This window comes from Actinomadura sp., from assembly GCF_044508335.1.
In the GTDB taxonomy this organism is placed as follows: Bacteria; Actinomycetota; Actinomycetes; order Streptosporangiales; family Streptosporangiaceae; genus Spirillospora.
Genome location: NZ_JBIQHY010000011.1, coordinates 17,232 through 36,984, shown reverse-complemented (window position 1 = coordinate 36,984; position 19,753 = coordinate 17,232). Strand labels below are relative to the sequence as shown.

The following is a 19,753-nucleotide window of genomic DNA, read 5'->3' as shown; positions in this document are numbered from 1 at the left end:
GAGTATCGGCGGGTTCCCGAGTCCATACCCCCGGACGGGACGCGTCCAGCCCCGTCCCGCGGATCGGAACGGAGGAATCCGGATGAGCTCGACGCCCGACCTGGCTCCCGCGGCCCGGCGGATGGCCGCGCTGCTCGCGAACGTCCCCGACTACCGGCTCACCGCCCCCACCCCCTGCGCCGACACGTCCCTCGGCGCGCTCATCGACCACGTGAACGGCCTGGCGCTCGCCTTCACCTGGGCCGCGGAGAAGGACTTCCCCGAAGGCGGCTCGCCGCCGCCGTCCGCCGACGCGGCCGGCCTTCCCCCGGACTGGCGCGCCCGCATCCCCGAGCGGCTCGACGCCCTCGCCGCCGCGTGGCGCTCCCCGGACGCCTGGCAGGGCATGACGAAGGCGGGCGGCATCGACCTCCCCGGCCGGGAGGCCGGCCATGTCGCGCTGAACGAGCTGGTCGTGCACGGCTGGGACATCGCCCGCGCCGCCGGCCAGTCCTACGCCGCCGGCGACGACGAGATCGAGGCATGCCTGGCCTTCGTCGCCCCGGCCGTCGAGCAGAGCAACGGCGAGGGCGTCCCCGGCCTCTTCGGCCCCGCCGTCGACGTCCCCGCCGACGCCCCGGCCCTCGACCGGCTCATCGCCATGACCGGCCGCAGCCCGTCCTGGACCGCCTCGCAGACCTGACCGGCCGCACGCGGACCCGGCGCCCTCCGGCTTGACGAACCCATCAGCTAACCGCTAGCTATTGGCTAGCCGTTAGGGGTGGTGCATGCAGGACGCGTTGCTGGCGATGCTCGCGAAGGAACCGTCGCACGGGTACGGGCTGCGCATGCGGCTGCGGCGGGCTCTCGGGCCGCTCGGCGAGTCGATGAACGCGGGCCAGGTCTACGTCACGCTGGCCCGGCTGGAGAAGGCCGGGCTGGTCGTCTGCGAGCGGGCGGACGGGCTCCCCGACCGGCCGGACCGCAAGGTGTACGCGCTGACGCCGGCCGGGCAGCGGCGCGTGTCGGCCTGGCTGACCGAGGTGAACTGGCCGAAGCCGAACCTGGCGGAGTTCCATCTCAAGCTCGCCGCCGCGGCGGCGGCGCGGCTCGCCGACCCCGTGGAGCTGGTGGACGCGCAGCGCCGCGAGCTGCTGCGGCGCCTCGCGGAGGTGCAGCGCGCGGTGCTGGCCGAGCCGGACGGCTCCACCGCCGGCCTGCTGCTGGAAGGGGTCGCGCTGCGGCTGCAGGCGGACCTGCGCTGGCTGGACGCGTGCGAGCGCGTCTGGTCGAGGACGGGGGACGGCGCGTGAACGAGTCCGGCTGCGTGCTGCAGGTCCGCGGCCTGTGCAAGGAGCACGGCGAGGGGCAGGGCCTGGTCCGGGCGGTCGACGAGGTCGACCTGGACGTCCCGGCGGGGCAGACGCTGGCGGTGATGGGGCCGAGCGGCTGCGGCAAGTCGACCCTGCTGCACCTGATGGGCGGCCTGGAGCGCCCCACCCGCGGGGAGGTGCGGCTCGCGGGACGGCGCATCGACACCCTGAGCGAGCGGGCGCTGGCCCGGCTGCGACGCCGGTCGGTGGGCTTCGTCTTCCAGTCGTTCCACCTGGTGGAGGAGCTTTCGGCGGCGGAGAACGTGGAGCTGCCCGCGCTGCTGGCCGGGTGCTCGCCGCGCGCGGCCAGGCGCCGCGCCGCCTCGCTCCTGGAGCGGTTCGGGCTGGCCGACGGCGCCCGCCGGCTGCCCTGGCAGCTGTCGGGAGGGCAGCGGCAGCGGGTCGCCATCGCCCGCGCCATCGCCAACGAGCCGCTCGTCCTGCTGGCGGACGAGCCGACCGGCAACCTCGACACCGCGGCGACGCTCGACGTGCTGCGGCTCTTCGGGGAGCTGCGGGCCGCCGGGCAGACCCTGGTGATCGTCACGCACGACGAGCGGGTCGCCTCCACCGCGGACCGGCTGATCTCCATGCGGGACGGGGCGTTCGTCGACGACACCCGGCTGGCGGGGCACGGCCCCGGGCGGCTCGGCGGGATGCTCGGGCTGGGGGACTGACCGCCGTGGGCCGCATCCTGCTCGTCCTGCGCCTCGTCGTGGCCGACGTCCGGCGGCATCCGGCCCAGGCCGCGATCCTGCTCGTCTCGATCACCGCCGCCACCGCCATGCTCAGCCTGGGCGGGTCGCTGCACGGCGCGACCGAGAAGCTCTACCGGCACACGCGGGCGGCCACGGCCGGACCGGACGTCGTCGCGTATTCACCCGGCACGCGCCGGACCACGATCACGGCCCTGGAGTCGCTGGGGCGGGCGCCCGGGGTCGTCGCGCACAGCGGACCCCACCGCCAGTACTACACGACGCTCACGGCGCACGGCGCCACGGGCGCCGCGGTGGTCCAGGTCGCCGACCAGGCGCCGGGCCCGGTCGGCCGTCCGCTGCTGACCTCGGGCGGCTGGGTCCGTCCCGGGGGCGTCGTGATCGAGCGCGGCTTCGCCACCGCGCTGGGCGTCCGCGTCGGCGACCGCGTCACCGTCGCGGGCCGATCGCTTCCCGTCACCGGGATCGCCGTGACCGCGGCCCGCTCGGTCTACCCGTGGGCGCCGGGGATCGGTCCGCACGGCGGGCCGAGCGACGGCGGCGGCCTGGTCTGGGCGGCCGAACGGGACACCCGGGCGCTGGAATCGCCCGATGTGCCGGTGACGTCCTTCATCAACCTGAGGCTGCGGGATCCCGCCGCGGCACGCGCGTTCACCACGCGCGATCCCGCGATCGCACCGGCGTTCGAGCACACCTGGGTGAACGTCCGCGCCTGGCAGGACGTGGCCCGGCAGGACTCGGTCATGCTCCGCGACAGCCAGCCGATCCTGGTCATCGGCAGCTGGCTGCTCGCCTTCCTGGCCATCGGCGGCCTGGCCACGCTGGCCGCGGGGCGCGCCGCCGCGCAGACCCGCCGGGTGGGGCTGCTCAAGGCGGTCGGCGCCGCTCCCGGCCTCATCGCCGCCGTCCTGTTCGCCGAGTACGTGACGCTGGCGCTGCTCGCCGACGCGCTGGGGCTGGCGGCCGCGCGCCTGATCGAGCCCGCGATCGTGAACCCCAGCGCCAGCCTGATCACCACGGCCACCGGACCGAGCGCCGGCACCATCGTCCTCACGACCACCGCCGCGCTGGCGGTGGCCGTCCTCACCACGCTCGGCCCGACCGTCCGGGCCCTGCGCACCGAGACCGTGGCCGCGCTCGCCGACGGGGCCCGCGAGCCGCAGCACCGGGCCCACCTGACGAGGATCTCCGCGCTGATGCCGACCTCGCTCCTGCTGGGGATACGCCTGATCGCCCGCCGTCCCGGCCGCGCGGTCCTGCACGCCTGCGGCACCGCCGCCACTATGGCCACGGTCACCGGCCTGATGGTGATCTACGCCCAGCCCGCGAAGGGCTACCCGGGCTCCCCCATGGCGAACGAGCTGCGGGACGCCCAGCAGCACCATGTGATCCTGGCCGTCACCGCCGCGCTGATCGCCCTCGCCGCCGTCAACACCCTCACCGCCACCTGGACCACGGCCGAGGAGGCCCGCCGCACCATGGCCGTCGCCCGTACCCTCGGCGCCACCCCCGGCCAGGTCACCGCCGGGCTGTCCGCCGCGCAGGTGCTGCCGACCCTGCCCGGTGCCCTGGCCGGCATCCCGATGGGCCTCATCCTGTGCCTGCCCTTCTCCGGCCCGGACACGATCTGGCCGCCCGCGTGGTCCCTGCTCGCCGCAGCGCTCACCGCGCCGCCGGTCACGGCCGCCCTCGCCGCCATCCCCGCGCGCGCCGCGGCCCGCCGCCCGGTGGCAGCGACGCTGAGCGCCGAAGTGCCGTGAACCGTCCCCGGCCGTCCGGGTGCCGGGCCGGTTCCCGAGCCCGGAGCCTGCCGTGTTGAACAGCCATGCTGAAATGCGTGGTGAGCGGAACGAGCGAGGAGGCGGCGTGGAGCAGTGGGCGCGGCGGGCGGCGACGGTCCGGGTGATCGGCACCGGGGCGATGGGGCGCGGGATCGCGCAGCTCGCCGCGGCGGGCGGGCTGACCGTGGAGCTGGCCGACATCCGGATGGAGGCCGTGGTCGCCGCGACCGAGTACATCGGCGCCATGTTCGACAAGCTGGTGGCCAAGGGACGGATGACGGCCGAGGAGGCGGAGGCGGCCAAGGGGCGGCTCCGGCCGGTCGGCGAGCCGCTCACCCCGTTCCAGGAGTGCGACCTCGTGGTGGAGGCCGTCCGCGAGGACATGGACACCAAGCGGGAGCTGTTCAGCTCCTTGGAGAAGGTGTGCCCGAAGCACACGATCCTGGTGACCAACACCAGTTCGCTGCCGGTGACCGCCATCGCGGCCGCCCTGGAGGATCCGTCCAGGGTGGCGGGGCTGCACTTCTTCAACCCGGTGCCGCTGATGCGGCTCGTGGAGGTGATTCCGGGGGCGCGCACGGCGGAGTGGATCCCGGACGCGCTGGCCGATCTCGTCAGGCGCCTCGGCCATGAACCGGTGCTCGCGCCGGACGCGCCAGGATTCCTCGTCAACCACGCCGGGCGCGGCTTGGTGACGGAGGCCCTGCAGATCCTGTCCGAAGGCGCCGCGGAACCCGTGGACATCGACCGGATCGCGCGGGACGTCCTGGGCCTCAAGATGGGGCCGTGCGAACTGCTCGACCTCACCGGGATGGACGTGTCGCACCCGGTGATGGAGTCCATCTGGACGGGGTTCTACACGGAGCCGCGGTTCCGTCCGTCCAGGATCGGGCGGGCGCGCCTGGAGGCCGGCCTGTACGGGCGCAAGACAGGCGAGGGCTTCTACAAGTACGTGGACGGCGCCAAGCAAGAGCCACCGGAGGTCACGGCCCCGGCGGTGGAGCCGCGCCCGGTGTGGGTGCACGGCGACGTCCGCGAAGAGCTGGGCGCCCTGCTCTCCAGCGCGGACGTGGAGGTCGAGTCGGGGGACCGGCCGTCCGAGCGCGCCGTCGTCCTGGTCGCACCGTTCGGCCAGAGCACCGCGGCCGCCGCCGAGGGCCTTCCCCTGGAGCGCACCTTGGGCGTCGACCCGTTCGGCGGGTTCTTCACCCGCCTCACCGTGATGGTGCACCCGGGCGTGGACAAGGACGCGGGACGCGCCGGCCTCGCCGCCCTCGCGGCCACCGGACGTGCCGTGACGGTCGTCCGCGACGCCCCGGCCCCCGTGGCGCAGCGGCTCCTCGCCTCGATCGTCAACGTGGGCTGCGGGATCGCCGAGCAGCGCCTCGCCCGGCCGCAGGACATCGACACCGCCGTCCGGCTCGGCCTCGGCTACCCGCGCGGACCGCTGGAGTGGGGCGAGCACGCCGGCGCCGACCGCGTCCTGACCATCCTGCGCGGCCTGCACCGAGGCACCGGCGACCCCCGCTACCGGCCGAGCACCTGGCTGACCGAGCGGGCGGCGCTCGCCCTCCCGCTGACCGAAGCGGGCACCTCCCCGTCCGACCTCATCCCCTGACCTCGTCCCCCGGCCTCGTCCCCCTGACCGCTGCGCTCCAGCCTCAGACCTCGACGGGATCGGGGGCGTCGGCGGGAGCCGGGCGGCGCGGCCGGAGGACCGCGGCGGCGAAGAGCGCGGCGGTCAGCATCGCGGCGCAGGCGGCCCAGGAGGCGACCGCGACCGCGTGGGTGAAGGCTTCGCGGGCCGCGCCGGCGAGGGCGGGGTCGCCGAGCGCCAGCGCCTCGCCCAGCGAGTGGCGGGCGGCGGCGGAGGCGGTGCCGGGGAGGGCGCCGGCGTAGGCGGCGGAGACGATGCTGCCGAGGACGGCGACGCCGAGCGCGCTGCCGAGTTCCTGGCCGGCGTCGTTGACCGCCGAGCCGACGCCGGCCTCCTCGCGCGGGACGGCGGCCATCAGCGTGCTGTACGCGGGCGGGGTGCCGAGCCCGGCGCCGAAGCCGAGGACGGTGAGCCCGGCGGCGAGCACGCCGTAGCCGCCGTCCCCGGTGACGGCGAGGACGCCGAAACCGGCCGCGACCGTGGCGAATCCGGCGATGAGCGCGGGACGGGCCCCGAAGCGCGACTCCAGGGACGCGCCGAGGCCGTTGCCGAGCCCGGCGGAGACCGCGACCGGCAGCAGCGCCAGACCCGCCTTGAGCGGGCCGTAGCCGAGGACGAGCTGGAGCTGCTGGGTCAGCGCGAACAGCATCCCGGCGAGCGCGAAGCCGAACAGCGCGATCATCGTGGCGGCTCCGGCGAAGTTCCGGTCGCGCAGCAGGCGCAGGTCGAGCATCGGTTCGGGGTTGCGGTGCTGCCACAGGGTGAACAGGCCCAGCGCGGCGGCCCCGGCGAGCAGCCCGCCGGCCGTGCGGGCGCCCGTCCAGCCGTGCGCCGGGCCGGAGATGATCGCCCAGACCAGCGCCGCCATGCCGGCCGTGGACAGGACGGCGCCGAGCACGTCCGGGCGGCGGCGCGGACCGCGCGACTCGGGGACGAGCACCAGCAGTCCGGCGACCGCGGCGGCGGTGACGGGCACGTTCACCAGGAAGACCGATCCCCACCAGAAGTGCTCCAGCAGGAACCCGCCGAGCGTCGGCCCGGCGGCGAGCCCGACCATGGACGTCGCGCCCCAGATCGCGAACGCCTTGGCGCGCTCGTCCGGCCCGAACACCTGCGCCATGATCGACAGCGTCCCGGGCATGAGGAGCGCGCCGCCGACGCCCATGAGCCCGCGCATCGCGACGAGCTGGGCGGGGCTCGCGGCGAACGCGGCGAGCAGGGAGCCGGCGCCGAAGAGCGCGAAGCCGGCCAGCATGGCGCGGCGTCGCCCGAAGCGGTCGCCGAGGCTGCCCGCGGTGATCAGCAGGCCGGCGAAGACCAGCGAGTAGGCGTCGATCACCCACTGGACGTCGGAGGTGGTGGCGTCCAGGTCCCTGAGCAGGGACGGGATCGCCACGTTGAGGATCGTGTTGTCCACCACGACCACGAAGAGGCTGAGGCACAGGACGCCGAGGATCTGCCAGCGCCGCGGATGGGGAGTCATGTCGATTCCTTCTCGTACACTGTTCGAGATAACTCGCACACTGTACGACTATCCTCGTACAGTGTTCAAGTCTCGTACCCTGTACGAGAGAGGAAGGGGCATGCGATGGCCGAGGAGAAGGCGGCGTCCGTCTGGCTGCGTCCGGAGCGGCCGCGGCGCGCGCAGCCCGCCCTCACCCGGACGCAGATCGTCGACGCCGCGCTCGAACTGCTCGACGCCGAGGGGCTGGACGGCCTGAGCATGCGCCGCCTCGGCGCCCGGCTGAACTCCGGCGCGACCTCGGTCTACTGGCACGTCGCGAACAAGGACGAACTGCTGGAGCTCGCCCTCGACCGGGTGATGGCGGAGGTGGCGGTCCCGTCGGGGGGCGGCTGGCGGGACGCCGCGACCGGCTACGCGCGCAGCCTCCGCGCGATGATCCACCGGCATCCGTGGACCGTCACGCTGTTCGGCGGCCGCCCGATGATCGGCCCGAACGCCACCCGCGTCCTGGACGAGGTGCTCGCCGCGTTCGGCGCCGCCGGGTTCACCGGATTCGACCTCGAATACGCCTGGTCGGCGGTGGTCGACTACGTGATCGGCGCGGCCGGCAGCGAGGCGAGCTGGCAGCGCAACCAGCCCGGCACGTCGTCCGCCGACTGGATCCGTGAGCTCGGCCCGTACCTGTCCCGGCTGGACGAGGAGCGGCCGGGCCTCGCGTCCCACATCCGCGACATCTGGATGAAGGAGACCGGCGACGTCCTGGAGGGCCGGTTCGCGTTCGGCCTGGCCTGCGTCCTCGACGGCCTCGAAGCCCGCCGCCCCTGACGACGCCGCCCCCGAAGCCGGGCGCATCTGACGCCGGGCGCCCCTGACGACGGACGCACCTGAAGCCGGGCGCCCTGGCGCCGCGATGCCCCCCGCCCGGACGGTGGGCGGAGGGCATCGCGCAGGGAGGCGGCTTTCGCCAAAGGGACAACGCGGCGGTCACCGCCCCCGGTCCGGACGGGTCAGAAGGGCAGGTCCGCGGGCGGCTCCGGCTTGGTGTCGGTCCAGCCCGACGAGCGGACCGCCACGTAGTTGATGACGAAACCGGGCCTCATCTCCGCGTACGGGCCCCCCGGCCTGGTCAGCGTGTCCTGGACCGACAGGACGCCCCCGGTCTTCTCGTCGAAGACGATGACCAGGCGGTGGCCGTAGGCGCCCCGCTCCGCCTTCGGCCCACCGTACTCGCCGGTGATCGTGGCGGTGCGCTCGGGGGCGGCCAGCGCGACGCCGCGGCGGCCCAGCGGGTCGGCGACGCGGCCGATCGCCTCGATGCCCGGCCGGGAGGCCAGCGCCCGCATCAGCCCCGCCCGCACCTTCGGCGGGACGGGGGTGCCGCCGAGGATCGACGACGTCCGCCAGATCCCGGCGGAGGCCGCCTGCGCCGGGCTCGGCGTCCGGCCGCCCTTCGCCCCGGGGTCGATGCCCCGGGCCGCCTCCTCGCCGCTCAGGAACCGCTCGGCGAGTTCGGCCGGGTCGGTCGGCAGGTTCTGCCACTCCTCGGCCGGCCTGCCGAGGAACTCGCCGCCGCCCTCCGGGTCGATGCCGACCTCGGGGCCGTCCGACCGCCACTGCGTGGCCTCGGCGGTGTAGGTGTAGTAGTGGTCGTTCGACCAGACCCGGAACCTCGACGGCGACCCGGCCTTCTTCCACAGGGCCTCGTCCCGCGCCGTGAGCGGCCGGGCCGGCAGGTCGCGGCCGTAGTACGCCTCGCCGGTCCCCTTCTTCACACCGGTCCAGCCGAACGACTCGCTCGCCGCGCCGACGATCGCGTACGTGCCGGTCTTCGCCCGGATGACGTACGACTGCCCGTCGACGCGGTCGGTGTACCAGTACTTGCCGGTCGGGGTCAGCTCGGCCTTGGCCGCCGCCGCGAGCACCGCCTGCTTGTCGAGGTCGACGCCGGCGGGCGTGCCCGGCGAACCCGGCGAACCCGGAGTCCCCTGGCCGGTGAGCGCGACCGCGACGGCCGCCGCGGCTCCCGCCGCGACCAGCCCGAGCCCCAGCCCGGCCGGCCGGCCGAGCCGGCGCCGTCCCGCCCGGGACGTCCGTGCGCGCCCGCCCGCCATCTCGTCCTCCAGCACGGCCAGCGCCTTCGCCGACGCCTCCGCCGACGGGGGCGGCGCCTCGCGCAGCAGGCTCCGGACCCGGTCCATCTCGTCCATGTTCATGCGGGGCTCTCCTCAACGATCAGCGCGGGGTCGGTTCCGCCGAGCGCCTCCCGCAGGCGGCGCCGGGCGCGGTGCAGCCGGGACGCGACCGTGCCCGTCTTCAGGCCGAGCGCCTGCCCGACCTCCTCGTAGGACAGGTCGGCCAGCGCCACCAGCAGCAGGACGTCCCGGTCGCCGCGCGGCAGCCGGGCGAGCGCGTCCGCCAGGTCCGCGCCCGCGCCGCCCGCCGTGACGCGCGCCGCGACGGCGTCCTCGTGGCCGTCGTGGAAGCGGTCGGCGGGCGTGCGCGCCAGGGCCCGGTACCGGCGGCCCTCGGCGCGCCGGTGCGACCCGATCAGCCGGGTCGCGATCCCGTACAGCCAGGGCCGGACCGTCCCGCGCTCGGGGTCGAACCGGCCGCGCCTGCGGAACGCGGCGAGGAAGACCTCGGCGGCGACGTCGTCCGCCGCGTCCGCGCCGAGCCGCCGCGCCGCGTAGCCGTGGATCGCGGGGAAGTGGCGGTGGAAGATCTCCGCGAACGCGGCGGGATCGCGCCGCGACCGCACGATCGCCTCCGTGTCGGGGTCGTCCCCGCCGGGATCCGGCGGGCGCTGCTGGGCCATGGAGTGATCCTCGCTGTGGGGGTGCTCGATTGCTCGGTCACCCCGTTCTCCGCCGAACCCCCGATCCGCCTTCGCGCCGGGACGCCCGGCCGCCCGGACACCGGGCCGCCGGGCGTCCGCACCCGGTCAGAAGGGCGGTTTCGCGGGCGGCTCCGGCACGGTGTCCGTCCAGCCCGTGTCCCGGACGATCCCGTAGCTGATGACGAACCCGGGTTCCCGGTCCCTGTACGGGCCGCCGGGCGCGGTGAGGACCCTCTGCGTCGCCAGCACCCCGCCCGTGGCCCGGTCGAAGATGATCTCCTCGCGGCTGCCGAACTCGCCCTGCTCCTCCGGCGGCGCCCCCCACTCGGCGGTGATCTTCGTGGTGCTGCTCGCGGACGCCAGCGCGACGCCCTTGCGGCCCAGCGGGTCGGCGGTCTCGCCGATCGCCGTGATCCCGGGCTGCGCGGCCAGCGCCCGGATGAACGCGGCGCGCACGTCCGGCGGGACCGGCGAGCCGCTCAGGACGCGCCCGACCAGGAGCACCTTGTTGCGGGGCCCCATCACCGCCTCGCGCTTCTGCCTCCGCATCTCGGCGAGCTTCCGTTCGCGCTCGTTCGTCGGCGGTTTCGCCGGCTCCCGGCTCTCGTCCGGGTCGAAGAACATCTCGGCGAGCGCCCCGGGGTCGGCGGGCAGGGCCAGGATGTCCTCGGTGGTCCTGTCATCGTTCAGCCACGTGCCGCCGCCGTGCGGGTCCGGGGCGTTCGCCCGCCATGGCGTCCTCGACGTGTCGTAGGTGTAGTAGTGGTCGTTCGACCAGACCCGGAACTTCGCCGGGGAGCCGGCCTTCCTCCACAGCCTCTCGTCCCGCGGGGTCAGGGGCCGGGCCGGCAGGTCGCGACCGTAGAACGCCTCCCCCGTCCCCGCCTTCGCCCCGGCCCATCTGAAGGACTCGAAGTGCGCGCCGACGATCGCGTAGCCGCCGGTCTTCGCCCGGACGATGTACGACTGGCCGTCGATCCGGTCGGAGAACCAGTACGTGCCGGTCGGCTGGGCCGCGGCCTTCTCCGCCGCCGCGAGCACGGCCTGCCGGCCGAGATCGACCCGGGACGGCGGGGCCGGCGAGCCGGATCCGGTGACCGTGACGGCTACGGCGACGGCCGCACCGGCGGCGACCGCGCCGAGCCCGGCCTTGATCCGCCATCCGTGGCGCTTCCGGTGGAGCCCCGGCTCCGCCAGCACCCGGGCGCGGGCCTCGGTCATCTGCCGCGGGGTCGGCGGCTCGGGCTCCCCGTACGCCTCGCGGATCATCTGCAGTTCATCCATGGTCGTCCTGCCCTTCGCGCATCGGGTTCGTCCCGCCGAGTGCCTCGCGCACCTTTCTCCTGGCCCGGCTCAGCCGCGACCCGACCGTCCCGTAGGGAATGTCCAGGGCCGCCGCGACCTCCTCGTGGGTGAGGTCGGCGAGCGCGACCAGGAGCAGCACGTCGCGTTCGCCGGACGGCAGGCCGGCGAGCGCGGCGGCCAGCCGCCCGCGCAGCCCCTGGGCGCTGACCCGGGCGTCCACGCGGTCGGCGTGCCCGCCCTCGTCCCGGACGGGACCGAGCCGCGAACGCGCCCGCAGCCCGCGGACCTCGTCGCGCCGGTGCCTGCCGATGACGTTGGTGGCGATGCCGTACAGCCAGGTCCGCACGTTCGCCCGCGCCGGGTCGTAGCGGTCGCGGTGGCGGAACGCCTCCAGGAACGTCTGGGACGCGATGTCGGGCGCGGCGTCGGGGCCGAGCCGCTTGGCCGCGTACCCGTGGATCTCGGCGAAGTGCGCGTCGAAGACCTCGCCGAACCGTTCGGGGTCGTGCAGGGAGGGCCGCGGCGCGGCCGGGCCGGCGGGAGGCCGGTCCGGCCGCGCCGCGGCGAGGGGGTTCCCCGTCATGTGGTGCCTTTCCGTCGCGCGGATGGCGGTCGCAGACGTATCACCCGGAGCCTCGCGCCGCTTTCGTTCCCGGCCCGCGCCCGCCGGACGCGGTGGGCGCGGGCCGCGCGGTGGCGGGCGCATTCGCCGGGGGCGTACGGCATGCCGAGTCCGGGCCGCGTCAGTACGATCTTGAGCCATGGGACGGGCCCGTTATGGTGTCGATGCCCCAGGCGCCCTGATCGGGCAGATATCGGGCGGCCTCGCCGGCTCGCTCGTCGCCGCGGGGCTACTGGCGGCCGGCTGGTGGATCGGCTGGATCGTGCTCGCCGGCGGGCTGTTCGGCTTCGCCTCCGCGGCCGTCTACCTGCACACCACCCTGCGCGGCAAGTTCGCGGTCTGGGCCCGGGAGCTGCGGCGGCTGGAGCTGGACGGCGGCGAGCGGGCGCTGGACCTCGGCTGCGGGCGGGGCATGGTGCTGATCCAGGTCGCGAAGCTGCTGCCGCGCGGGCGGGCCGTCGGGATCGACCTGTGGCGCGGCAAGGACCAGTCGGGCAACACCGGCGAGGTGGCGCGGCGCAACGCCGAGGCCGAAGGGGTGTCCGGCCGGGTGGACCTCGTCACCGGCGACATGCGCTCGCTGCCGTTCGAGGACGGTTCCTTCGACCTGGTCGTGTCGAGCCTCGCCGTCCACAACGTCCCGGACGCCGAGGGCCGCGCCCGCGCGGTCGCGGAGGCGTACCGGGTGCTCGCCCCCGGCGGGCGGCTGCTGCTGGCCGATTTCCAGCACGTCCGGGACTACGCCGCCGAGCTGCGGGCGCTGTCGGGCACCGAGCCGGCCGTCCGCGGTCTCGGGTGGCGCTTCTGGTACGGCGGCCCGTGGTTCGGCACGCGCATGGCGACCCTCCGCAAGCCCGGCTGAGCGGCCCGCGGGACGTGCGGAGGAGACGCTCCTCCCAGCGGGTGACGGCGGCCGGCCCGGCCCTCCTCCATCTGGTCGATATGTGAATCGACGGACCCGTTCGGGGAACCGGAATACGGGGCTCAATCGTCCTGTTGTAGAGGCCGTCAGCAAAGTTGAGTCGGGTACGCTCAAGTCATTTGACAGCGGGGCGGGCGTCCGGGCAACCTTGCGGCAGAGAAGACGAACCGGCCGCGCCCTGGGGGCGACCGGGGCTGCGATAACCACCGGAAACGACGGAGGACGAGAACATGGCACGTGCGGTCGGCATCGACCTCGGGACGACCAACTCGGTCGTCGCGATCCTGGAGGGCGGCGAGCCCACGGTCATCGCGAACGCGGAGGGGTCGCGGACCACGCCGTCCGTCGTCGCCTTCGCCAAGAACGGCGAGGTTCTGGTCGGCGAGGTCGCCAAGCGCCAGGCGGTCACCAACGTGGACCGCACCATCCGGTCGGTCAAGCGCGAGATGGGCACCGACTGGAAGACCAAGATCGACGGCAAGGACTTCAACCCGCAGCAGATCAGCGCGTTCGTGCTGCAGAAGCTGAAGCGGGACGCCGAGGCGTACCTGGGCGAGACCGTCACCGACGCGGTGATCACGGTTCCCGCCTACTTCTCCGACCACCAGCGGCAGGCCACCAAGGAGGCCGGCCAGATCGCGGGCCTGAACGTCCTGCGCATCATCAACGAGCCGACCTCGGCGGCGCTGGCCTACCACCTGGAGAAGGAGAACGAGGCCACCATCCTGGTCTTCGACCTCGGCGGCGGCACGTTCGACGTCTCCCTGCTGGAGGTCGGCGACGGGGTGGTCGAGGTCAAGGCCACCAGCGGTGACAACCACCTGGGCGGCGACGACTGGGACAACAAGATCGTCGACTGGCTGGTGGACAAGTTCAAGAACGCCAACGGCGTCGACCTGTCCAAGGACAAGATGGCGCTGCAGCGGCTGCGCGAGGCGGCGGAGAAGGCGAAGATCGAGCTGTCCGGCTCGTCCGAGACGCAGATCAACCTGCCGTACATCACCGCGTCCAGCGAGGGCCCGCTGCACCTGGACGAGAAGCTCACCCGGGCCGAGTTCCAGCGGATGACCTCCGACCTGCTCGACCGGACCAAGGCGCCGTTCCACTCGGTGCTGAAGGACGCCGGCATCTCGGTGAGCGACATCGACCAGGTCGTCCTGGTCGGCGGCTCGACCCGCATGCCCGCCGTGTCCGACCTGGTGAAGGAGCTGACCGGCGGCAAGGAGCCCAACAAGGGCGTCAACCCGGACGAGGTCGTCGCGATCGGCGCCAGCCTGCAGGCCGGCGTGCTCAAGGGCGAGGTCAAGGACGTCCTGCTGCTGGACGTGACCCCGCTGAGCCTCGGCATCGAGACCAAGGGCGGCATCTTCACCAAGATCATCGAGCGGAACACCACGATCCCGACCAAGCGGTCGGAGACGTTCACCACCGCCGATGACAACCAGCCGTCCGTGGAGATCCAGGTCTACCAGGGCGAGCGCGAGATCGCCGCGTACAACAAGAAGCTCGGCACCTTCCAGCTCACCGGTCTGCCGCCGGCGCCGCGCGGCGTCCCGCAGATCGAGGTCACCTTCGACATCGACGCGAACGGCATCGTGAACGTCAGCGCGAAGGACCAGGGCACCGGCAAGGAGCAGTCGATGGTCATCACGGGCGGCAGCGCGCTGCCCAAGGAGGACATCGAGAAGATGGTCCGCGAGGCCGAGCAGTACGCCGAGGAGGACCGCAAGCGCAAGGAGGAGGCCGACGTCCGCAACCAGGCCGACACCCTCGCGTACTCGACCGAGAAGTTCCTGCGGGAGAACGACGAGAAGGTCCCGGCGGAGCTGAAGACCGAGGTCAACGACGCGGTCGCCGAGGTGAAGAAGGCGCTGGAGGGCACCGACGTCGACGCCATCAAGGGCGCGACGGAGAAGCTCGCCCAGGTCAGCCAGAAGATGGGCGCGGCCATGTACGCGCAGAGCCCGGACGGCGCCCAGGCGGGCGCCGAGGACCACGGTCCCACCGCCGACGCGCAGGGTCCGCAGGACGACGAGGTCGTCGACGCGGAGATCGTCGACGACGACAAGCCGAAGGGTGATGCATCGTGACGTCCTCTCCCAATGAGGGTGAGGAGAAGGAGGGCCCGGTGATCCGCGACAAGCGGCGCATCGATCCCGAAACGGGGGAGGTCCGGGTGCAGGCGGGGGGTTCGCCTGCCCCGGAGGCCCCGGCCGACGGGGGCGACGGCGACGGCAAGGCCGAGCAGGGCGGCGAGGAGGTCGCCGAGCTGCGCAGGCAGCTGGCGGAGCGGCTCGCCGACCTGCAGCGGCTGAAGGCCGAATACGACAACTACCGCAAGCGGGTCGAGCGCGACCGGGTCGCGGTCCGCGAGCAGGCCCTCGGGCAGGTGCTGTCCGAGCTGCTCCCGGTCCTGGACGACATCGGCCGCGCCCGTGATCACGACGAGCTCACCGGCGGGTTCAAGTCCGTCGCGGAGAGCCTGGAGGCGATCACCGGCAAGCTCGGCCTGGTGCGGTACGGGGAGAAGGGCGAGCCCTTCGACCCGACCGTGCACGAGGCGCTCATGCACTCGCTCTCGGCGGACGTGACCGAGACGAGCGTCGTGGACGTCCTCCAGCCCGGCTACCGGATCGGCGAGCGCATCCTGCGGGCGGCGCGCGTCGCGGTGGCCGACCCCGACCCGGAGGCGGGCTCGGACGAGCCCGCCGACGAGCCGGACGGCCCGGACGCGGAATCGGGCGAGTGAGCCCCGCGGGCCCGTCCCCTTCCAGGGGGCGGGCCCACTACGGGGGATGAAGGCAAGCAGTAAGTGGCGATAGCAGAAGGCGGGGCGCCGTGAGCACCAAGGACTACCTGGAGAAGGACTACTACAAGGTCCTCGGTGTCGCGAAGACGGCCTCACAGGAGGAGATCAAGAAGTCCTACCGGAAGCTGGCGCGCAAGTACCACCCGGACGCCAACAAGGGGGACTCGGAGGCCGAGGAGCGCTTCAAGGAGGTCTCCGAGGCGTACGACGTGCTGTCCGACGAGAAGCGCCGCAAGGAGTACGACGCCGTCCGGTCGATGCCGGGCGGGTTCCGCGGCCAGCAGGGCGGCGGGTTCGGGTTCGACCTCGGCGACCTGTTCGGCCAGGGCGGCACGCAGCCGGGCGGCGCCGGGGAGCGCCTCGGCGACCTGTTCGGGGGCCTGTTCGGGCGCGGCGCCCGCACCACGGGGACGGCGCGGCGCGCCCGGCGCGGCGCGGACGTCGAGACCGAGGTGACGCTGTCGTTCGGCCGCGCCATGAACGGGGTGACCGTCCCGATCAAGCTGACCAGCGAGGCGGCGTGCAACGCGTGCCGGGGGACGGGCGCGAAGGCCGGCACGGTCCCGCGGGTGTGCCCGAACTGCGAGGGCACCGGGCACGAGACCCGCAACCTCGGCAGCTTCGGCTTCCAGGAGCCGTGCCGGGAGTGCCGCGGCCGGGGCCTCGTCGTCGACGACCCGTGCCCGGTCTGCCACGGCAGCGGCCGCGCGACCGGCACCCGGACGATCCAGGCCCGCATCCCGGCGGGCGTCGCGGACGGGCAGAAGATCAGGCTGAAGGGCAAGGGCGCGCCCGGCGAGAACGGCGGCCCGGCCGGCGACCTGTACGTGAACATCAAGGTGCGTCCGCACGCGGTGTTCGGGCGCAGCGGCGACAACCTCACCCTGACGGTCCCGGTGACGTTCCCCGAGGCGGCGCTCGGCGCCGAGATCCGGGTGCCGACGTTCCAGGGGCAGCCGGTCACGCTGAGGCTGCCGGAGGGCACGCCCAACGGCCGCAGGTTCCGGGTGAAGGGCCGCGGCGCGCCGCGGCGGGACGGGACGCGCGGCGACCTGCTGGTCACCGTCGACGTCCAGGTCCCGCAGAAGCTGGACGACCAGACCCGCGAGGCCCTCGCGAAGCTCCGCGCGGCGGGCGAAGGCGAGGAGCTGCGCGCAGGCATCATCCAGCAGGCCAGGCAGGAGTGAGGCATGGACCCGTTCGGCGATGACACTCCGGTCTACGTGATCTCGGTGGCGGCGCAGCTGTCCGGGCTGCATCCGCAGACGCTGCGGACGTACGACCGGATGGGCCTGGTGTCCCCGGGCCGGACGGCGGGCCGGGGGCGCCGCTACTCGATGCGCGACATCGTGATGCTGCGGGAGATCCAGCGGCTCTCCCAGGAGGAGGGCATCAACCTCTCCGGCATCAAGCACATTCTGGAGCTGCAGCGCGACAACGTGCGGCTCCGCGAGGAGCTCGCGAAGGCGCACGCCGCGCTGGAGGAGCTCGCCAACGAACTCGAGTCGACCCGTGCGGTCGCGGCGCGGCTGGCGCAGCAGCGGCGGCACGGCGGACCCGCCGGCGCCCCCGGCGCCGACCTGGTGCCGATCCGCCGCACCGGCGTCGTCGTCTGGCACGAACGGCGCTCCGACTAAGCGAGTCTGGGCGACGCAGAGCACTTTCCACGGGGACGGGACATGGACTACAAGCTGACGCAGAAGAGCCAGGAGGCGCTGTCGGTCGCGGTGCGCAGGGCGGCGGCCGAGGGGCACCCCGAGGTCGAGCCGCAGCACCTGCTGGCGGCGCTGATCGCGCTGCCCGACGGGACGGCGGTGCCGCTGCTGGAGGCGATCGGCGCCGACTGGCAGGCGATCCGGCGGCGCGCCGAGGAGCAGCTCGCCGCGAAGCCGCGGGCGCAGGGGTCGACGGTGTCGTCCCCGCGGCTGTCCGCGCAGCTCCAGCGGTCGATCACCACGGCCGCGAACCGGGCGCAGCAGCTGGAGGACGAGTACGTCTCGACCGAGCACCTGCTGGTCGGCCTGGCCGCGGACGGCGGCCCGGCGGCGGGCCTGCTGAAGGAGTTCGGCGCGACGCCGCAGGCGCTGCTCGACGCGTTCGAGAAGGTGCGCGGCCACGCCCGCGTCACCAGCGAGAACCCCGAGGGCACCTACCAGTCGCTGGAGAAGTACGGCGTCGACCTGACCGCGGCGGCCCGCGACGGGCGGCTCGACCCCGTCATCGGCCGCGACGCGGAGATCCGCCGGGTCGTGCAGGTGCTGTCGCGCCGGACGAAGAACAACCCGGTGCTGATCGGCGAGCCGGGCGTCGGCAAGACCGCGGTGGTGGAGGGCCTCGCGCAGCGCATCGTCGCGGGCGACGTGCCCGAGTCGCTGCGCGGCAAGAGGCTCGTCGCGCTCGACCTCGGCGCGATGGTCGCGGGCGCGAAGTACCGCGGCGAGTTCGAGGAGCGGCTGAAGGCCGTGCTGAACGAGATCAAGGAGTCCGAGGGGCAGATCGTCACGTTCATCGACGAGCTGCACACCGTCGTCGGGGCGGGCGCCGCCGAGGGCGCGATGGACGCCGGCAACATGCTGAAGCCGATGCTGGCGCGCGGCGAGCTGCGCATGATCGGCGCGACGACGCTGGACGAGTACCGCGAGCGCATCGAGAAGGACCCGGCGCTGGAGCGCCGCTTCCAGCAGATCTTCGTCGGCGAGCCGACCGTGGAGGACTCGATCGCGATCCTGCGCGGGCTGAAGGGCCGCTACGAGGCGCACCACAAGGTGCAGATCAACGACTCGGCGCTGGTCGCGGCGGCGACGCTGTCGGACCGCTACATCACCTCCCGGTACCTGCCGGACAAGGCGATCGACCTCGTGGACGAGGCCGCGTCCCGGCTGCGCATGGAGATCGACTCCCGCCCGGTGGAGATCGACGAGCTGCAGCGCCAGGTGGACCGGCTGAAGATGGAGGAGCTGAACCTCGCCAAGGAGACCGACGAGGCGTCCCGGCAGCGGCTCGACCGGCTCCGCAAGGACCTCGCCGACAAGCAGGAGCAGCTGACCGCGCTCGTCGCCCGCTGGGACAAGGAGAAGGCCAGCCTGAACCGCGTCGGCGAGATCAAGGAGACGATCGACCAGCTGCGCGGCGAGGCGGAGCGCGCCCAGCGCGACGGCGACCTGGAGACGTCCGCGCGGCTCACCTACGGCGAGATCCCGGCGCTGGAGAAGCAGCTGGAGGAGGCGTCGGAGGCGGCCGAGCACCGCGACGCGATGGTCAAGGAGGAGGTCGGCCCGGACGACGTCGCCGACGTGGTCGCGTCCTGGACGGGCATCCCCGCCGGCCGGCTGCTGGAAGGGGAGACGGCGAAGCTGCTCCGCATGGAGGACGAGCTGGGCAAGCGCCTCGTCGGGCAGGAGACCGCAGTCCGCGCGGTGTCGGACGCGGTGCGCCGCGCCCGCGCGGGCATCTCCGACCCGGACCGCCCGACCGGCTCCTTCCTGTTCCTCGGCCCGACCGGCGTCGGCAAGACCGAGCTGGCGAAGGCGCTCGCGGAGTTCCTGTTCGACGACGAGCGGGCGATGACCCGCATCGACATGAGCGAGTACTCCGAGAAGCACTCCGTCGCCCGGCTGGTCGGCGCGCCGCCCGGGTACGTCGGCTACGAGGAGGGCGGTCAGCTCACCGAGGCCGTCCGGCGCCGCCCGTACTCGGCGGTCCTGCTGGACGAGGTGGAGAAGGCCCACCCCGAGGTCTTCGACATCCTGCTGCAGGTGCTGGACGACGGCCGGCTGACGGACGGGCAGGGCCGCACGGTCGACTTCCGCAACACGATCCTGATCCTCACCTCCAACATCGGGTCGCAGTTCCTCGTGGATCCGACGCTGGAGAACGGGGCCAAGCGCGAGGCGGTGTGGAACGCCGTCCGGAACTCCTTCAAGCCGGAGTTCCTGAACCGCCTCGACGACGTGATCCTGTTCGACGCGCTCTCCACGGACGAGCTGACCCGCATCGTGGACCTCCAGGTCGAGAAGCTGGCCGAGCGCCTCGCCGAGCGGCAGCTCACCCTCCAGGTGACGCCCGCGGCCCGCGAGTGGCTGGCCCTCACCGGCTACGACCCCCTCTACGGCGCCCGGCCGCTGCGCCGGCTGGTGCAGACGGCGATCGGCGACCAGCTCGCCCGCGAGCTGCTGTCCGGCGAGGTCCGCGACGGCGACGAGGTGGTCGTCGACCTGGACGAGGCCGCCGACAAGCTGACCGTCCAGCCGTCCCGGGGCCTGACCCTCACCAAGTGACGAGGCCGGCG

General features: G+C 73.9%; 17 protein-coding genes. 12 read left to right on the top strand and 5 right to left on the bottom strand.

The window, feature by feature from the left end; translation table 11 throughout:
- The first annotated feature begins 82 nt into the window (after nt 1–82).
- The 5 genes from ACIWVC_RS06660 to ACIWVC_RS06640 all read left to right on the top strand — a co-directional run bounded on the left by ACIWVC_RS06660 (nt 83) and on the right by ACIWVC_RS06640 (nt 5,467).
- Complete coding sequence (locus ACIWVC_RS06660; RefSeq protein ID WP_396448413.1) at nt 83–682, top strand: TIGR03086 family metal-binding protein; 600 nt, start codon at nt 83–85, stop codon at nt 680–682.
- 85 nt (nt 683–767) lie between these two features.
- Nucleotides 768–1,292 (top strand): PadR family transcriptional regulator, encoded by a 525-nt coding sequence (locus ACIWVC_RS06655; protein ID WP_396448414.1) that lies wholly within the window; start codon nt 768–770, stop codon nt 1,290–1,292.
- Nucleotides 1,289–2,029, top strand: a complete 741-nt coding sequence (locus ACIWVC_RS06650) for an ABC transporter ATP-binding protein (protein ID WP_396448415.1) — start codon at nt 1,289–1,291, stop codon at nt 2,027–2,029. Before ACIWVC_RS06655 ends, ACIWVC_RS06650 begins: the two co-directional genes overlap by 4 nt.
- Before the next feature lie 5 nt (nt 2,030–2,034).
- On the top strand, nt 2,035–3,828 hold the full coding sequence (locus tag ACIWVC_RS06645) for an FtsX-like permease family protein (protein ID WP_396448416.1): 1,794 nt from the start codon (nt 2,035–2,037) through the stop codon (nt 3,826–3,828).
- Between the two features lie 106 nt (nt 3,829–3,934).
- Entirely contained in the window at nt 3,935–5,467 is a 1,533-nt protein-coding gene (locus tag ACIWVC_RS06640) for a 3-hydroxyacyl-CoA dehydrogenase (RefSeq protein WP_396448417.1), read from the top strand.
- Between the two features lie 43 nt (nt 5,468–5,510).
- On the opposite strand, the gene ACIWVC_RS06635 is transcribed toward ACIWVC_RS06640, so the two are convergent.
- Nucleotides 5,511–6,989 carry an MFS transporter gene (locus tag ACIWVC_RS06635; RefSeq protein WP_396453914.1) on the bottom strand — a complete coding sequence of 493 codons (1,479 nt, stop codon included), beginning with the start codon at nt 6,987–6,989 and terminating at the stop codon, nt 5,511–5,513.
- Between the two features lie 105 nt (nt 6,990–7,094).
- Here ACIWVC_RS06635 and ACIWVC_RS06630 point away from each other — a divergent pair, with 105 nt between their 5' ends.
- Complete coding sequence (locus ACIWVC_RS06630; RefSeq protein WP_396448419.1) at nt 7,095–7,796, top strand: TetR/AcrR family transcriptional regulator C-terminal domain-containing protein; 702 nt, start codon at nt 7,095–7,097, stop codon at nt 7,794–7,796.
- A gap of 182 nt (nt 7,797–7,978) precedes the next feature.
- Here the strand turns inward: ACIWVC_RS06630 and ACIWVC_RS06625 are convergent, their stop codons facing one another.
- The 4 genes from ACIWVC_RS06625 to ACIWVC_RS06610 all read right to left on the bottom strand — a co-directional run bounded on the left by ACIWVC_RS06625 (nt 7,979) and on the right by ACIWVC_RS06610 (nt 11,695).
- Nucleotides 7,979–9,184 carry a hypothetical protein gene (locus ACIWVC_RS06625; protein WP_396448420.1) on the bottom strand — a complete coding sequence of 402 codons (1,206 nt, stop codon included), beginning with the start codon at nt 9,182–9,184 and terminating at the stop codon, nt 7,979–7,981.
- Nucleotides 9,181–9,786: an RNA polymerase sigma factor gene (locus ACIWVC_RS06620; RefSeq protein WP_396448421.1), complete on the bottom strand. Its 606-nt coding sequence runs from the start codon at nt 9,784–9,786 to the stop codon at nt 9,181–9,183. Before ACIWVC_RS06620 ends, ACIWVC_RS06625 begins: the two co-directional genes overlap by 4 nt.
- Before the next feature lie 126 nt (nt 9,787–9,912).
- Nucleotides 9,913–11,091, bottom strand: coding sequence for a hypothetical protein (locus tag ACIWVC_RS06615; RefSeq protein WP_396448422.1), 1,179 nt, complete (start codon nt 11,089–11,091; stop codon nt 9,913–9,915).
- On the bottom strand, nt 11,084–11,695 hold the full coding sequence (locus ACIWVC_RS06610) for an RNA polymerase sigma factor (RefSeq protein WP_396448423.1): 612 nt from the start codon (nt 11,693–11,695) through the stop codon (nt 11,084–11,086). Before ACIWVC_RS06610 ends, ACIWVC_RS06615 begins: the two co-directional genes overlap by 8 nt.
- A gap of 178 nt (nt 11,696–11,873) precedes the next feature.
- Here ACIWVC_RS06610 and ACIWVC_RS06605 point away from each other — a divergent pair, with 178 nt between their 5' ends.
- The 6 genes from ACIWVC_RS06605 (at nt 11,874) to clpB (ending at nt 19,742) form a co-directional block, all read left to right on the top strand.
- Nucleotides 11,874–12,596, top strand: a complete 723-nt coding sequence (locus ACIWVC_RS06605; RefSeq protein ID WP_396448424.1) for a class I SAM-dependent methyltransferase — start codon at nt 11,874–11,876, stop codon at nt 12,594–12,596.
- 290 nt (nt 12,597–12,886) lie between these two features.
- Nucleotides 12,887–14,746, top strand: a complete 1,860-nt coding sequence (gene dnaK / locus ACIWVC_RS06600) for a molecular chaperone DnaK (RefSeq protein ID WP_396448425.1) — start codon at nt 12,887–12,889, stop codon at nt 14,744–14,746.
- Nucleotides 14,740–15,405 carry a nucleotide exchange factor GrpE gene (grpE, locus tag ACIWVC_RS06595; protein ID WP_396448449.1) on the top strand — a complete coding sequence of 222 codons (666 nt, stop codon included), beginning with the start codon at nt 14,740–14,742 and terminating at the stop codon, nt 15,403–15,405. Before dnaK ends, grpE begins: the two co-directional genes overlap by 7 nt.
- 89 nt (nt 15,406–15,494) lie before the next feature.
- Nucleotides 15,495–16,652 (top strand): molecular chaperone DnaJ, encoded by a 1,158-nt coding sequence (gene dnaJ / locus ACIWVC_RS06590; RefSeq protein ID WP_396448426.1) that lies wholly within the window; start codon nt 15,495–15,497, stop codon nt 16,650–16,652.
- Nucleotides 16,653–16,655: 3 nt separating this feature from the next.
- A complete protein-coding gene (locus ACIWVC_RS06585) occupies nt 16,656–17,102 on the top strand; it encodes a heat shock protein transcriptional repressor HspR (RefSeq protein ID WP_396448427.1) in 447 nt (148 codons plus the stop codon).
- A gap of 42 nt (nt 17,103–17,144) precedes the next feature.
- Nucleotides 17,145–19,742, top strand: a complete 2,598-nt coding sequence (gene clpB, locus ACIWVC_RS06580; protein ID WP_396448428.1) for an ATP-dependent chaperone ClpB — start codon at nt 17,145–17,147, stop codon at nt 19,740–19,742.
- The last annotated feature ends 11 nt before the right edge of the window (nt 19,743–19,753 follow it).